The sequence below is a fragment of the Pseudomonas sp. NPDC088890 genome (assembly GCF_044900155.1).
GTDB classification, from domain to species: Bacteria; Pseudomonadota; Gammaproteobacteria; order Pseudomonadales; family Pseudomonadaceae; genus Aquipseudomonas; species Aquipseudomonas urmiensis.
Window position 1 is genome coordinate 50,211 of sequence record NZ_JBJDNG010000013.1, and the last position, 15,353, is coordinate 65,563.

General features: G+C 62.4%; 13 protein-coding genes. 8 read left to right on the plus strand and 5 right to left on the minus strand.

Annotated features, from left to right (window positions below; translation table 11 throughout):
• Nucleotides 1-4: 4 nt before the first annotated feature.
• From speA to ACI2JX_RS21965, 4 genes are all read right to left on the minus strand, one after another.
• A complete protein-coding gene (gene speA / locus ACI2JX_RS21950) occupies nucleotides 5-1,918 on the minus strand; it encodes an arginine decarboxylase (RefSeq protein WP_264235567.1) in 1,914 nt (637 codons plus the stop codon).
• A gap of 152 nt (nucleotides 1,919-2,070) precedes the next feature.
• A complete protein-coding gene (locus ACI2JX_RS21955) occupies nucleotides 2,071-2,442 on the minus strand; it encodes a translation initiation factor Sui1 (protein ID WP_186555527.1) in 372 nt (123 codons plus the stop codon).
• Nucleotides 2,443-2,632: 190 nt separating this feature from the next.
• Complete coding sequence (locus ACI2JX_RS21960; RefSeq protein ID WP_404690974.1) at nucleotides 2,633-3,169, minus strand: NUDIX hydrolase; 537 nt, start codon at nucleotides 3,167-3,169, stop codon at nucleotides 2,633-2,635.
• A gap of 2 nt (nucleotides 3,170-3,171) precedes the next feature.
• The gene (locus ACI2JX_RS21965) at nucleotides 3,172-4,239 is read right to left on the minus strand and encodes a DUF2333 family protein (protein ID WP_186555529.1); all 1,068 of its coding nucleotides are present in this window, start codon (nucleotides 4,237-4,239) and stop codon (nucleotides 3,172-3,174) included.
• A 249-nt stretch (nucleotides 4,240-4,488) separates the two neighbouring features.
• Here ACI2JX_RS21965 and ACI2JX_RS21970 point away from each other — a divergent pair, with 249 nt between their 5' ends.
• The 6 genes from ACI2JX_RS21970 (at nucleotide 4,489) to accC (ending at nucleotide 12,884) form a co-directional block, all read left to right on the plus strand.
• On the plus strand, nucleotides 4,489-6,105 hold the full coding sequence (locus ACI2JX_RS21970; RefSeq protein WP_264235564.1) for a PleD family two-component system response regulator: 1,617 nt from the start codon (nucleotides 4,489-4,491) through the stop codon (nucleotides 6,103-6,105).
• A gap of 277 nt (nucleotides 6,106-6,382) precedes the next feature.
• Nucleotides 6,383-8,230, plus strand: a complete 1,848-nt coding sequence (locus ACI2JX_RS21975) for a methyl-accepting chemotaxis protein (protein ID WP_404691000.1) — start codon at nucleotides 6,383-6,385, stop codon at nucleotides 8,228-8,230.
• 312 nt (nucleotides 8,231-8,542) lie between these two features.
• Nucleotides 8,543-10,318, plus strand: coding sequence for a protein-disulfide reductase DsbD (locus tag ACI2JX_RS21980; protein WP_404690975.1), 1,776 nt, complete (start codon nucleotides 8,543-8,545; stop codon nucleotides 10,316-10,318).
• A gap of 178 nt (nucleotides 10,319-10,496) precedes the next feature.
• The gene (gene aroQ / locus ACI2JX_RS21985) at nucleotides 10,497-10,949 is read left to right on the plus strand and encodes a type II 3-dehydroquinate dehydratase (RefSeq protein WP_011535870.1); all 453 of its coding nucleotides are present in this window, start codon (nucleotides 10,497-10,499) and stop codon (nucleotides 10,947-10,949) included.
• Between the two features lie 100 nt (nucleotides 10,950-11,049).
• Nucleotides 11,050-11,511 (plus strand): acetyl-CoA carboxylase biotin carboxyl carrier protein, encoded by a 462-nt coding sequence (gene accB, locus ACI2JX_RS21990; protein WP_186555533.1) that lies wholly within the window; start codon nucleotides 11,050-11,052, stop codon nucleotides 11,509-11,511.
• A 17-nt stretch (nucleotides 11,512-11,528) separates the two neighbouring features.
• Nucleotides 11,529-12,884 (plus strand): acetyl-CoA carboxylase biotin carboxylase subunit, encoded by a 1,356-nt coding sequence (accC, locus tag ACI2JX_RS21995; RefSeq protein ID WP_186555534.1) that lies wholly within the window; start codon nucleotides 11,529-11,531, stop codon nucleotides 12,882-12,884.
• Between the two features lie 256 nt (nucleotides 12,885-13,140).
• On the opposite strand, the gene ACI2JX_RS22000 is transcribed toward accC, so the two are convergent.
• On the minus strand, nucleotides 13,141-13,731 hold the full coding sequence (locus ACI2JX_RS22000; RefSeq protein WP_404690976.1) for a GNAT family acetyltransferase: 591 nt from the start codon (nucleotides 13,729-13,731) through the stop codon (nucleotides 13,141-13,143).
• Nucleotides 13,732-13,846: 115 nt separating this feature from the next.
• Between ACI2JX_RS22000 and ACI2JX_RS22005 the strand changes: the two genes are divergently transcribed.
• Together ACI2JX_RS22005 and prmA are read left to right on the plus strand one after the other, a co-directional pair.
• On the plus strand, nucleotides 13,847-14,245 hold the full coding sequence (locus ACI2JX_RS22005) for a ketosteroid isomerase-related protein (protein ID WP_404690977.1): 399 nt from the start codon (nucleotides 13,847-13,849) through the stop codon (nucleotides 14,243-14,245).
• Between the two features lie 191 nt (nucleotides 14,246-14,436).
• The gene (gene prmA, locus ACI2JX_RS22010; RefSeq protein WP_404690978.1) at nucleotides 14,437-15,330 is read left to right on the plus strand and encodes a 50S ribosomal protein L11 methyltransferase; all 894 of its coding nucleotides are present in this window, start codon (nucleotides 14,437-14,439) and stop codon (nucleotides 15,328-15,330) included.
• Nucleotides 15,331-15,353: the final 23 nt, after the last annotated feature.

Consider the following 15,353-nt stretch of genomic DNA (forward strand, 5'->3'; position numbering starts at 1 on the left):
AAGCTTACGACGACAGGTAGGAAGAGCGGGTCAAGCCAAGGCGCAACGCATCCAGATACTGGGTACGCTCACGCGCAGTGATCTTGGCGCTGGCCACCTTGTCACGGTAATGCGTCATCAACTCCTCCGGCGACAAGTGCACGTAGCGCAGCATGTCTTCGATGGTGTCATGGGTCTCGATCCCGGCGTGGTACACGCTGCCATCGGCATTCTGGTAGATGTTCACCGAATCGGTGTCACCAAACAGGTTATGCATGTCGCCCAGGATCTCCTGGTAGGCACCGACCAGGAAGATCCCCAACAGGTAGTCTTCACCTTCGTTGATGCCATGCACCGGCAGGCTGGTCTCGATGCTCTGCTCATCGACGTACTGGTTGATCTTGCCATCCGAGTCACAGGTCAGATCCTGCAGCACGGCGCGGCGCAGCGGCTCTTCGTTGAGGCGATGCAGCGGCAGAATCGGCAGTACCTGGCCAATCGCCCAGGTGTCCGGCAGGCTCTGGAACACCGAGAAGTTGCAGATGTACTTGTCGGCCAGCTTGTCGTTGAGCTCATCGAGCACTTGGCGATGCGAACGCTGGCGAGCCTTGAGCGAGTTGTGCAGGCGGCGGCATACAGCGAAGTAGCACTGCTCGGCCAGGGCTTTCTCGGCCAGGCTGATCTTGCCGTCGGCATACTGCGCGGCCACGTCACCCATGTAGTGGGTAGCGCGCCAGTAGGTCTCGGTCACCATCTCGATATCGGTCGGGCCGAGCAGGTCGACCAGCCACTGCACGGTCTCCGGCAGGCTTTCCTTGTTTTCGATGGTGGGCACTTCGTCGTTGTGCTTCTCGACGTCGGTGACCTGCACCACCAGCATCGCGTGGTGCGCAGTCAGGGCGCGGCCGCTTTCCGAGAAGATGTGCGGGTGCGGTAGGCCCTGGGCATCGCAGAACTCCTTGAGCATGCCCACCACGACTGCGGCGTAATCGTCGATGTCGTAGTTGATCGAGCTGGCGTTGCGCGAGTGGGTGCCGTCGTAGTCGACCCCCAGGCCGCCGCCGACGTCGATGTGATCGACCGGCAGGCCCAAGGCGCGCAGCTCGCCGTAGTAGCGGATAGCTTCCTTGAAGCCGTGCTGGTAGTCCGCCAGGTTGGCGATCTGCGAACCCATGTGGAAGTGCAGCAGGCGAATGCCCTGATCCAGGCCGGCGCCACGAAAACGCTCGACCACCGAGATCAGCTGGGCCGCAGACAGACCGAACTTGGACTTCTCGCCACCGGTATCGGCCCACTTGCTCGACGCCAGCGACGACAGGCGCACGCGCAGGCCGACCTGCGGCTTGACCTTCAGATCAGCGGCTTCCTCGATCACCAGGGCGACTTCGGATTCTTTCTCGATGACGATGAACACGTTGTGGCCAAGCTTCTGGCCCATCAGCGCCAGGCGAATGAACTCGCGGTCCTTGTAACCGTTGCAAACAATGGTGCCGCCTTTGGGCGCCAGCGCCAGCACGGCCAGCAGCTCGGGCTTGGAGCCGGCTTCCAGGCCAATCGAGACGTTCTGGGTGGCGATGATGTTTTCCACCACCGCTTCTTGCTGGTTGACCTTGATCGGGTACAGGGCGGTGTACTGGCTCTGGTACTCCAGGCGCGCGATGTTGGCGTCGAAGGCGCCGGTCAGCTGGCGCACGCGGTCCTGCAAAATGTCGGGGAAGCGCACCAGCAGCGGCAGCGACAGGCCGCTCTGGCGCAACTCGTCGACCTGCTCGAACAGGTCGATCGGCGCGCTGTTGGGGCCATTGGGGCGCACTTCGACGCGCCCGGCTTCATTGATGGCGAAATACCCTGCGCCCCAATGGCGGATGCCATAAACACTGCGGCTATCGGCCACGGTCCACTGGCTACCATCGTCTTTGCGTGTGCGTCGTACGGACATTCAAGTCCCCTGTAGAAAAGTCGAAGACACTGCCCTACCGAAAGGGCGCTGGCAGTGTAGAAACTGAAAATGACGGTTCGTCCATGTCCAGGGATAGACCCTGACTACGGAAACGAGTTTAGAAAGCCCTGGGGAAAATGCGTCCAGGCGGATCAACCGCCGGATTTTTTCGCCTTGAAGCCCAGCTTGGTCAGCTCGCCGAGCAGCAGCTCGACGTGGTCGCCCTGAATCTCGATGACCCCATCCTTCAGCGCTCCGCCCGTGCCACAGCGACGCTTGAGGTTGGTGGCCAGCTCCTTGAGCTGTTCGAGGGCCAGCGGTACGCCGCTGACCGTAGTCACGGTCTTGCCGCCGCGGCCTTTGCTTTCGCGGCGCACGCGGGCGATTCCGTCACCTTCGGGGATGACGTGCTGCTTGCAGATGCAGGCATCCGCCGGCTTGCCGCACGCTGGGCAATGCCGACCGGCATCGGTGGAATACACGAGACCGCCAAGGGCGGAGAAGGAAGAAGCTTTCTTGGCCACTTTTGTTCCTCTTGCTGAGGACAAAAACTGGTCGACGCCATTGCCTGGAACCGACCGCGAAGCCCCACTCTGGCAGGGGCGGCGCTACTGACGCAGATCTTGCGACAGCCCGAAAAGGGCGCGCAGTGTAACGATAAATGCGCCGGTTGCTAAGTACTGGAATGCGCCATTTTACGAAGCATTCGCGACGTCAGGCCAAGCGCTGCCGGTAGCGCTGCAACGCGGCCAGAGAATCCGGGCAATACGCCAGCTGCTGCTGATCGATCTCGACCTGTTCGAGGCTGGCAAAGCGGGCCTCGATGACTTCTTCCGGTTGCAGCCGCAGCGGGCCATCCCAGACCGCCGAGAACACCGCGCACCAGAGCCGATTGCCCGGCTGGTCAAAGAAGAACTTCTCGTGAAACTGCAACTCGACGCCGCAAACGCCAAGCTCTTCTTCAAGCTCCCTGGCCGCCGACTCGGCATAGCTCTCATCGGCCGCGACCATGCCACCCGCCGCCACGTCCCAATACCCCGGGTACACGGCTTTACTCAACGAACGGCGGTTGATGCACAGCTCGCCGGCACTGTTGAACAGCAGAATGAAGGTGCCACGACCGATCAAGCCACGCTCGCGCAACTCGGCCCGGGGCAGTGCCCCGAGCAGTTGGTCGGCGGCATCGACCCAGGCAATCTGCTCAAGGTCGGAGGCCGCGCGGTGGGCGGCCTCGGCTGGGGTGATGGGCATACTCAGCCTTGCGACAGCAGCTGGCGCAGGTCGATCACAGCGGCGTTGGCGCGGGAAATATAGTTGGCCATCACCAACGAGTGGTTGGCCCACATGCCAAAGCCACTGCCATTGAGCACCATCGGGCTCCACAGCGCTTCCTGCGAGGCTTCCAGCTCACGAATGATCTGGCGCACGCTGACCGTGGCGTTCTTCTTCGCCAGCACGTCGGCAAAGTCGACCTCGATCGCACGCAGCAGGTGCGACAGCGCCCAGGCCTGGCCACGGGCTTCGTAGAACACGTTGTCGATTTGCAGCCACGGCGTCTCGACCAGCTCCTCATCGAGCTGCGGCGCTTGGCCGGCAACCACCGTTTCGGTCTTCAGGGTGCTGTTGAGCTTGACCCGGCCAACACTGGCCGACAGGCGCTGGGACAGCGAGCCCAGACGCGTGGCGACGTCGCCCAGCCAGTTGTTCAGGTTGTCGGCACGGGTGTAGAAGATCGCGCCCTGGTCACCAGCGGCCAGGCGCGCCTGATAGCGGTTCAGCGACTTGATGCCTTCTTCGAACTCCGATTCGCTCGACGGCAGGATCCAGCTCTTGTTGTCGAAGTTGAAGCGCGGCTCGGCCTTGGCCAGGTCAGCATCCTCGGTGGACTGCGACTGCGAACGGGCGAAGTCCTTGCGCAGCGCACGCGACAGGTCACGCACCTGGACCAGCACGCCATATTCCCAGCTCGGCATGTTGTCCATCCACAAGCCTGGTGGGAAGCGGTCGTTGGAAATGTAGCCACCGGGCTTGTCGAGCAGCGTGCCGGCGACAGTCTTGAGGGTTTCGATGGTGGTGTAGCCGACGACCATCTTGTGGCCAGTGCGCTCGGAGGCAGCCTGGGCATTTTGCTGCACCGGGAACAACTCCGGCTCCTGGCTCCAGTACCAACCCAGGCCGATGCATACCAGCAGGTACAGCCCGATCAGGGTGCCCAGGGCACGGCTCCAAAGGCCACCAAGGTAGCTACGAGTAGCGGCGCCACGGGTGTCGGCCCGCTCGCGGGGCTCAGCTTTGGCCTCGCGGTTTTTCCAGTCCAGCATGGCTTTGTCCTTAATTTGTCACGACGGTTGAGGGCTTGGACCTCAGGTCTGCCCCAGGGTGCCACGGCAAGCCCGCGTCGCAGCACTATAAAGCAGACACCGCCTTACGCATAAGCGACCAATCGGTCAGCAACTGAATAAGCAGACTTGAACGCTTTGTTGACACGAAGCACTCGCTTGTCGGAAAAGCGGTGCTAGCATAGAGCCATCATCGCACCTGCATATTCCCAATCTATAAGTAGTCAGGACATGACCCAGCCAGCAGAGCCCAGCCACGAGCGCCTCAAGCAGCACTTCGCCCAGCGGGTCATCCACCAGGCCCGACAGATCCTCGAGATCTGGCAGCGCCTGCAACGTGGCGAGTGGTCAGCGAGCGACCTGGGCGAGCTGAGTGAGGCCAACCTGCGCCTGCAACGGTACGCCGAGCGCTTCGAACAGCCCGAGCATGGCAGCCTGTCGGTGGCGATCGGGCAAACCTTGCGCGCCATCGAAGCCAACAGTGCGCGACTCAACTCCGAGTCGATCGCTGAGCTCAACCGCTTGATGCAGCGCCTGTCGCGCACCGGCCTGCGCAAAGGTGATCAGCTCGATAACGTGCCGCTGCCACCCCTGCGCAAGCCGGTATATATCCTGCTGCAAGATCACGATCGCGCCGAACGCCTGGCCCAGCAGCTGGAATTCTTTGGCCTGGGCGTGCAGGCCTTGTTCAGCGCCGAGGCGTTCTGCTCGTCGATGAATGAACGGCTGCCTGCGGCGATCGTGATGGACGTCGACTTCAGCGGCCCAGGTTGCGGCTTGCAGCTAGCGGCCAAGGCCCAGCAGGGCCTGGAGCAGCACATCCCGCTGCTGTTCTTCAGCCTGCACGAAACCGACACCCCTACCCGCCTGGCCGCGGTGCGCGCCGGCGGCCAGGAGTTTCTCACCGGTACCCTGGAAGCCTCCAGCCTGCTGGAGAAAGTCGAACTGCTGACCAGCGCCGCCCAGTACGACCCGTTTCGGGTGCTGATCATCGACGATTCGCGCGCCCAAGCCATGCACACCGAACGCCTGCTCAACGGCGCCGGAATGATCACCCGTACGCTCACCGAACCGATCCGCACCATGGCCGAGCTTGCCGATTTTCAGCCCGACCTGATCATCCTCGATATGTACATGCCCGATTGCACCGGCACTGAGCTGGCTAAAGTGATACGCCACAACGACCGCTATGTCAGTGTGCCGATCATCTACCTGTCGGCCGAGGATGACCTGGACAAGCAGCTCGATGCCATGAGCGAAGGCGGCGATGACTTCCTGACCAAGCCGATCCGCTCGCGCCACCTGATCACCACCGTGCGCAACCGCGCCGCCCGTGCGCGCCATCTCAAGGCGCGGATGGTTCGTGACAGCCTGACTGGGTTGTACAACCACACCCATATTCTCCAACTGCTGGAGGACTGCAGTTTTCGCGCCCGCCGCGAAGAACTACCGCTGAGCTTTGCCATGCTCGATATCGACCACTTCAAGAAGATCAACGACCGCCACGGCCATCCCATGGGCGATCGGGTGATCAAGAGCCTGGCGTTGTTTCTCAAGCAACGGTTGCGCAAGACCGACTATATCGGCCGCTATGGCGGTGAAGAGTTCGCCATTGTCATGCCCAATACCCACCTGGCGGCAGCGCATAAGGTGCTCGACGAAATTCGTCGGCGGTTCTCCGAGATTCTCTATCCAGCCCAGCCGCAGGACCTGCATTGCACATTCAGCGCTGGGGTGGTGCAACTGGATGAACAGCATGATGCGCTGACCATGGCCAGTGCCGCAGACGAGGCGCTGTACCGAGCCAAACATGCGGGCCGTAACTGTGTGGTGCGAGTGGAGCCGTAGCGCCTTCGCCTTAGCGCCCCGGCGCCCCAACAAACCGTTCAGCGCCCAGATAAAGGCACATAGCCACTTTTTTATGGCGCCACCCCTCCGCCGTCATCACCGCGTCACAAAATCGCAATAAGTTCAGGCACCTACCTCTCCACTCCCGCCGGAAGTTCGCGCCATGCGCCTGAAGTGGCTGACCAATTTCAATACCCTCTTGCTGGTAACCGTGTGCATTGCCCTGGGCGCAACCTTGTGGTGGTCGCAACGCGCTCTCGAGCGTCCCTATCAATTGATGGAGCGCTACCTGGGCCTGTCGCAGCAGTTCCAGAACCAAGCCGCACGCAACATCCAGGCGTATCTGGCCAGTGGCGACGCCCTGCGCCACGCAGCCGCCACCGAAGCCAACCAACAATTACACCAGGCGCTAGCTCAATGGCCGCAACCACTGGCAGAACAACTGCGGCCGAGCCTGGATAACTTGCAGGCCTTCACCACTAACGAGCTGCTTGCCGCCGGCAAGCTTGCAGGCGATCCGCAAGCCCTGCTGCTGCAAGCCGAACGTGAGCTGGGGGCCAACCTCGAACAATTGGCGAGCTACGCCCGTGACAGCGGCAGCAGCGATGCTCCCCGCTATCTTGCTCCCGTGCTGGACGCCGCCGTGCACCTGGGGCGCTTGTCACTGGCACGCGACAAACTGGTCAGCAGCGGCCGAGCAGAGCTGGCCGACGAAGTCGAGCGTGAACTGCAGCTGATCCGCACCCAGGCCGAGGCGATCGACGCCCTACCGCTGCTCGGCGTGACCCGCGCTGCCGAGTCCAACGCCGACGACTTCGCCGCGCTGATGGGCCTGCAAACCCAGGCCAGCGAGCAACAGGAAGACGTTGCCGTAGGCCTCAAGCGCGAGCTACAGAGCCTGCTCAGTCGTTATCCTGCTGAACTGCAACGCACCCGCGAACAGATCCAGCGCCGCGCAGCCCTGGCCACCAGCACCGGCGAACGCCTGGATGAGGTGCAACAGGCCATCGCGGCCCTAGAGCCTCAGGTACGTGCGCAACATGGCCAGATCGCCAGCGAGGTGCGCATCATCCAAGGCTTGATGATCGGCCTGATCCTGCTGATCGCGCTGCTCATCGACACCCTCCAGCGCCGCCTCACCCGCACCCTGACCCACCTGGCCCCAGCGCTGTCACGCTGGGCCGAGGGCGACTTCGGCCAAGCCATTGCGTTGGGTAAGACCAACCGTGAACTGCACGATATCCAGGAGTCGCTCAACCGCCTGCGCCTGTACCTGGTCGAACTGGTCGGCACCCTGCGCGCCAACGCCGAACAAGTGGCCGGCAGCAGCCATGCCCTGGCCAGCATGAGCAGTGCCCTGCACGATGGCGCCGAGCGCCAGGCCGGCGACACTGCGCAGATCCGCGATGCCCTGGGCGAGCTGGAAGCGACCATTCAACAGGTGGCGGGGGACGCCAGCTCCGCCGCCGATGCCAGCCACGATGCCGGGCGCGCCGTCGAGCATGGCCAGGCGGTGATTGGCCAAAGCCTTTCCGGGTTACGTGCCTTGGTCGATGAAGTGCAGGGCAATGCGCAGATGATCGAGCAACTGGCCGAAGAGTCGGCGACCATCGGCGGCGTCCTGACAGTGATTCGCTCGATTGCCGAACAAACCAATCTGCTGGCCCTCAACGCCGCCATCGAAGCCGCTCGTGCGGGTGAGATGGGCCGCGGCTTTGCCGTGGTGGCCGACGAGGTACGCTCACTGGCCCAGCGCACCACCGGCGCTACCGGTGAGATCCAGGCGCTGATCGACCGGCTGCAACAGGCTGCGCGCGAATCGGTCAATGGCATGCGCATCCAGCTTGAGCATGCCGAGGCGACCGCCAGCCAGGCGCAGGCCGCCGACGGCGCCTTGGATGAGATTGTCAGTGCGATTCGAACCATCTCCGATACCGCCGTGCGAATTGCCGATGTCACCGCCCAGCAGACAGGGGCGGTGAGCGAAATCCGGGATCACAGTGAGCGAATCCATGAGCTGGGCGAAGACAATCTGCAGCGCATTGGCGAAGGCCGCGAGCAGGGCGAACAACTGCTCAAGCTGGGTGGGCAGCTCAATAGCGCGGTGCGAGCGTTCAGGCTCTGAGGGGGCCTCGCCCGTACCGACGCTATCGCGGGGCAAGCCCGCTCCCACGCCGAGCGCCTTGCCAGGAGTTACACGTGGGCTTGCCCTGCGATAACGCCGAGCGCCTTGCAAGGGGTTATACGTGGGAGCGGGCTTGCCCCGCGATAGCGCCGAGCGCCTTGAGGGGTCACGCGTGGGAGCGGGCTTGCCCCGCGATAGCGATGGTCCAGGCAGCACAACCCCAGCGGCCATGTGTCGCGCCACAGCCCGGCACAGCCCCAATCAAGAGCAACTCCGCTATCATGCCCCCACGTTCCACCTCGCGAGTCCGCCATGCGCCGCCTGTTTTTCCTGCTGTTCCTGCTGCTGGCCAGCCCCGCCTTCGCCAGCGGCCTGCTCGATAACCGCCCCAGCGCCACCCTCGGCGCGTCTTCGCTGAGCAACAGCGCCGACTTCCTGCCGGTGCACGAGGCCTTCAAGCTCAGCCTGGTCAGTAGCGACGCGCACACCATCAAGCTGCGTTTCGTTGCCAGCGACGGCTACTACCTCTATCGCCACCGCTTCCAGTTCCGCAGCGAGCCGGCCGACATCGCCCTGGGCGCAGCGCAGATCCCGCCTGGCGAGGCCAAGCACGACGAGTTCTTCGGCGATGTCGAGGTGTATCACGGTGTCCTCGACATCACCCTCCCACGCCCAGCCGCCGATCAACGTGCCTTCACCCTGCTGGTGGGCTACCAGGGCTGCGCCGACAAGGGTTTGTGCTATCCGCCGGAAACCGCGCGACTGCCAATCACTGGCGAAGGTGGCGTAGCACCTGACTCAGCTGAAGCAGGCTGGAATTGGAAATCGCTGTTGCTGTTCTTCCTCGCCGGGGTCGGCCTGACCTTCACCCCCTGCGTATTGCCGATGCTGCCAATCCTCTCTGGGGTGGTCCTGCGCGGTCAGGTGGGCGGATGGCGTGGCCTGAGCCTGTCGCTGGCCTATGTGCTGCCGATGGCCGCCTGCTTCGCCGTGCTCGGTGCGCTGATGGGCGTCTTCGGTGCCAGCCTGAACCTGCAGGCGCGCCTGCAATCGGCCTGGGTACTGGTGCCGTTTGCGCTGTTCTTCGTGATCTTCGCCCTGGCCATGTTCGGCTTATTCGAGCTGAAGCTGCCGCAAGCCTTGAGCAATCGCCTGGACAGCGTCGCCAACCGCACCAAAGGTGGCTCGCTGCTGGGCGCGGCGGTGCTCGGCATACTCTCCAGCCTGCTGGTTTCGCCTTGCGTCTCGGCGCCGCTGGCCGGCGCCCTGCTGTATATCAGCGCCAGTGGCGATGCGCTGGGCGGTGCCTTGAAGCTGTTCGCCCTGGGCCTGGGCATGGGTGCGCCACTGTTGCTGGTGGCGACCGGCGGTGCAGCCTGGCTGCCCAAGAGCGGTGCTTGGCTCAATACCGTCAAGAACGCGATTGGCGTACTGCTGCTGGGCCTGGCGATCGGTCTGCTCAGCCGAGTCTTGCCAGGCCCTGTGACACTGCTGCTGATTGGTCTGCTGGCGGCAGGCGTGGCGCTGTTCCTTGGCGCATTGGAGTTTGTCATCAAAACGCCCCGGGAGCGTCTGGCGCAACTGCTGGGCCTGGCCCTGCTGGTGTATGCGCTGGCCTGCTGGTACGGCGCCATGAGCGGCCAGGGCGATCCGCTGCGGCCACTGCCGCAAGGCGCGGTGGCGACAAGCGCAGGCACATCGGTGAGCAAGACCGATGCCTGGCAGACCATTACCACCCCCGCAGCGCTGGATGCGGCCTTGGCTCAGGCCAAGGCCGCAGGCCAGCCGGTGCTGCTCGACTGGTACGCCGACTGGTGCATCAGCTGCAAGGTGATCGAGCACGAAGTGCTCAGCGCACCCCAGGTGCAAGCTCAGCTGGGCACCTTCAAATTGCTGCGTTTCGATATCACCGAAAGCAACGCCGAGCAGCGCAGTCTGCTCGACCGTTACCAGCTGTTCGGCCCGCCAGCACTGCTGTTCTTTGCCGCGAACGGCAGCGAAATGACCAGTGATCGGGTCATTGGCGAAATAAACGCCGGCGAATTTGCAGACGTTCTCACGCGCGTGCGCGGCAAACTCGGTCTATAACTTCCCGCTGACTGGGACTTTTCTCTGCATAGGTGACCAAAATTAATCATTTGGTCACATACTTTGCGCGAATCTCGGACATCGTGCTGGCTATTGCAGGGAACTGGACACTCGTGGTCGCTTTGCGGCATAGTCGCCGCGCATGTCGAATTGCCCTACAAGACCAAGGAACCCGCAGATGGCAACCCTACTGGTGCTGCATGGCCCCAACCTCAACCTGCTCGGTACCCGCGAGCCAGGTCACTATGGTGCCGCCACCCTCGCCCAGATCAACCAGGACCTGGAGCAGCGTGCCCGCGCCGCAGGCCACCATCTGCAGTACCTGCAGAGCAATGCCGAATACGAACTGATCGACCGTATCCACGCCGCGCGTAACGAAGGCGTCGACTTCATCCTGATCAATCCGGCTGCTTTCACCCACACCAGCGTCGCATTACGTGACGCATTGCTGGCAGTGAGCATCCCATTCATCGAAGTGCACCTGTCCAACGTGCACAAGCGTGAACCGTTCCGTCATCACTCCTACTTTTCCGATGTTGCTGTAGGGGTGATCTGCGGCTTGGGCGCCACCGGTTACCGGTTGGCCCTGGAGTCTGCGCTGGAACACTTGGCTGCCAACGCACAGCCCTGATGACACAAGGCCTTGGCCCTTTTGGGCCGAGGTCATAGAGAAACGTTTTCGACACGTTTTCAAATTACGTCCCCGACCGAACCTTGGGAGTTGCTGATTAATGGATATCCGTAAAGTCAAAAAACTGATCGAACTGCTGGAAGAGTCCGGCATCGACGAACTGGAGATCAAGGAAGGCGAAGAGTCCGTTCGCATCAGCCGTCACAGCAAGACCCCAGCTGCCCAGCAGTACTTCGCTCCACAACCGATGCACGCAGCGCCCGTCGCCGCCGCTCCAGTTGCAGCCGCACCAGTGGCTGAAGCCGCTGCAGCCGCACCTGCACTGAAAGGCACCGTGGTCCGTTCGCCGATGGTAGGTACCTTCTACCGCAAGCCTTCGCCGACCTCGCCGAACTTCGCTGAAGTCGGTCAGAGCATCAAGAAGGGCGACACCCTGTGCATCGTCGAAGCGATGAAGATGATGAACCACATCGAAGCCGAAATCGGCGGTGTCATCGACGCCATCCTGGTAGAAGACGGTCAGCCGGTTGAGTTCGACCAGCCGCTGTTCACCATCGTTTGATTCGCGGAGAGCCAACGATGTCTGGGAAGCTGGAAAAAGTCCTGATCGCCAACCGTGGGGAAATTGCCCTGCGGATCCTGCGTGCCTGCAAAGAGCTGGGCATCAAGACCGTCGCCGTGCACTCCACGGCTGACCGCGAACTGATGCACCTGGGCCTGGCAGACGAGTCGGTCTGCATTGGTCCTGCTTCGTCCAAAGATTCCTACCTGCACATCCCGGCGATCATCGCCGCTGCCGAAGTGACAGGCGCTACCGCAATCCACCCTGGCTATGGCTTCCTCGCGGAAAACGCCGACTTCGCCGAGCAAGTGGAGAAATCCGGTTTCGCCTTCATTGGCCCGAAAGCCGACACCATTCGCCTGATGGGCGACAAGGTTTCGGCCAAGGACGCGATGATCAAGACCGGCGTGCCAACCGTACCGGGTTCTGACGGCCCACTGCCGGAAGACGAAGAAACCGCCCTGGCGATCGCTCGCGAAGTCGGTTATCCGGTGATCATCAAGGCCGCCGGCGGCGGTGGTGGTCGCGGTATGCGCGTGGTGCACAAGGAAGAGGATCTGATCTCCTCGGCCAAACTGACCCGTACCGAAGCCGGTGCAGCCTTCGGCAACCCGATGGTCTACCTGGAGAAGTTCCTGACCAACCCACGTCACGTGGAAGTTCAGGTGCTGTCCGACGGCCAAGGCAATGCCATCCACCTGGGCGATCGCGACTGCTCCCTGCAGCGCCGTCACCAGAAGGTGCTGGAAGAGGCTCCGGCCCCAGGCATCGATGAACAGGCCCGCCAGGAAGTCTTCAAGCGTTGCGTCGATGCCTGCATCGAGATCGGCTACCGTGGCGCTGGCACCTTCGAGTTCCTCTACGAGAACGGTCGTTTCTACTTCATCGAGATGAACACCCGTGTTCAGGTGGAGCACCCGGTTTCGGAGATGGTCACTGGTATCGACATCGTCAAGGAGATGCTCAGCATCGCCGCTGGCAACAAGCTGTCGTTCACCCAGGAAGACGTGGTGATCCGCGGTCACTCGCTGGAGTGCCGGATCAACGCCGAAGACCCGAAGAAGTTCATCCCAAGCCCAGGTACCGTCAAGCACTTCCATGCCCCAGGTGGCAATGGCGTGCGGGTCGATTCGCACCTGTACAGCGGCTATTCGGTTCCGCCGAACTATGACTCGCTGATCGGCAAGCTGATCACCTACGGCAAGGATCGCGACGAGGCCATGGCGCGCATGCGCAATGCCCTGGACGAGATCGTCGTCGACGGCATCAAGACCAACATCCCACTGCACCGCGACCTGGTGCGTGATGAAGGTTTCTGCAAAGGTGGCGTCAACATCCATTACCTCGAGCACAAACTGGCTAACCAGGATTGATCTTGAGCTAATGCTGTCCACTTAAGGCTCTTGTCGCCTGCTTTGGGGCCGCTTTGCAGCCCTTCGCGGGCAAGCCCGCTCCCACAGGTACGGCGCCGCTCTGACGGTCGGCGCCGTACCTGTGGGAGCGGGCTTGCCCGCGAAGGGCTGCAAAGCGGCCCCAAAATCTTAAGTGAACAGCATTATTCGCCGTGGTTGCACGGCGCATCTCCTCGAATTAGTAGCCTCTCTACACAGCCTTCAGGACGCCTGACGCTCATAGCGGCAGCGGCTTGAGCCAGAACGACATGATCTTGGCCGATTCCTCCTGCTCATCCAGATCGCGCCAGGCGTGTGAGCTGCGCAAGGATGGCTCGTGGAGAAACCCCCGGTTGCGCCAGAACCCGTGCAGTGGCTTGTAGTCCGTCGGCCTTAGTGGATGACCATTCGGGCGCTCCACCGTGCAGAACGTGCAATAGTCGAATTCAGCCAGCTTGTGCGCATAAGACTCGCGTTCGATGAAAAAGCGCACCCCCAGGCCCCTGCCTCGATAGGCGGGCAGCAACACCGACTCAGCAAAGTAATAAACGCTTGCCGGATCCCGCCCCTGCGCCAGGAACGGCTGCTGCAACTGGCTCGATCCATCGACCAGCGGCAGGCCAAGCGAGGCACCAACCAGCTTGCCATCGTCCAGTGCCAGGACCACCAGACTACGCCCAGAGCGCGCGTAACTGGCCAGGTAGTCGGCCTCAGACTCCAGGGTGCCATCATAGAGGTAGGGAAATTCGCGAAACACCGTCAGGCGCAGGCGAGCGAGGTCATCGATGTAAGGCGCAATCGCGGCGCCGTGCAGCAGGCGGATTTCCATGCGGGGCGGTCGTTTTGTCGATGTGGATGACGTACTCGGCTAAGCCGGGCCTGAGTCAAGACCCTATCATCGCTTGCATGCCCCCTCCTTTCCCGAACACGACAGGAACATTGCCATGACCGCTACTGAACTGGTCAACGCCTACTACCGCGCCCTCAACGCCAAGGACCTGCCAGCCTTGCTCGCCCTGCTCAGCGAAGATGTGATCCATGACATCAACCAAGGCGAGCGGCAGATGGGCAAGCGAGCGTTTGCCGCGTTCATGGACAACTTCAACCACTGCTATAGCGAGCGCTTGGCCGATCTGGTGGTCATGGAAAATGCCGAGGGCACTCGCGCAGCGGCCGAATTTACCGTGCATGGGACCTATTTTGCCGATGCCCCTGGGTTGCCCTCAGCCAAAGGGCAGACGTACGTGCTATCGGCTGGGGCGTTCTTCTATATTCACTGCGGCAAGATTGCCCGGGTAAGTCATTACTCCAACCTCAATGATTGGCTTGAGCAAGTGGTGTGAGGCCTGGCCAGCGCTGTAGCCCGCGTGCTGTTGATTCAAGGCGCGCCAGAGCCAAAACGGCATCTGCCTGGTGCGCCATCATCCACTCTGCCACTAGCAGCAAATCGCACAAACCCCACGCACTCAAGTAAACTGCACCCCTTCGCGCAGCCCAGTGCTGCCCCCAACTCGATTCATCAAAGGTACCCGCCATGCCCTGGCTGCAAGTACGCCTGGCCATCAGCCCAGAACAAGCCGAAACCTACGAAGATGCCCTGCTGGAAGTGGGTGCTGTCTCGGTGACTTTCATGGACGCCGAGGACCAGCCGATCTTCGAGCCGGACCTCAACACCACCCCGCTGTGGTCGCACACCCACCTTTTGGCCTTGTTCGAAGCCGATGCCGAGCCTGAGCAGGTATTCGCCCACCTGCGCCTGCTGACCAACGCCGAACTGCCCGAGCACCACGCCGAGGTGATCGAGGATCAGGACTGGGAACGCAGCTGGATGGACAATTTCCAGCCGATGCGTTTTGGCCGTCGTCTGTGGATCGTGCCGAGCTGGCATGAAGCGCCGGAAAAAGATGCGGTGAACCTGCTGCTCGATCCGGGCCTGGCCTTCGGTACCGGCACCCACCCGACCACCGCGCTGTGCCTGGAATGGCTCGATGGCCAACAGCTCCAGGACAGCCAAGTGCTGGACTTCGGTTGCGGTTCGGGCATTCTGGCCATCGCCGCGCTGCTGCTCGGCGCCCGCGAAGCGGTCGGCACCGACATCGACGTACAGGCGCTGGAAGCCTCGCGCGACAACGCCGGGCGCAATGGCATAGGCGCAGGGCGCTTCCCGCTGTACCTGCCGGAACACATGCCGGCCCTGCAGGCCGACGTGCTGGTCGCCAATATTCTCGCAGGCCCATTGGTTTCGCTGGCCCCGCAATTGTCCGGGCTGGTTCGCCCCGGTGGCCTGCTGGCGTTGTCGGGGATCCTCGCCGAACAAGGTGAGGAAGTCGCCGCAGCCTACACCAAGGACTTCGACCTGGATCCGATCGCTGAACGCGACGGTTGGGTGCGCATCAGTGGTCGCCGTCGTTCGGCCGGCCTAGAATAATTCCTTGCACAACCCCCGGATTG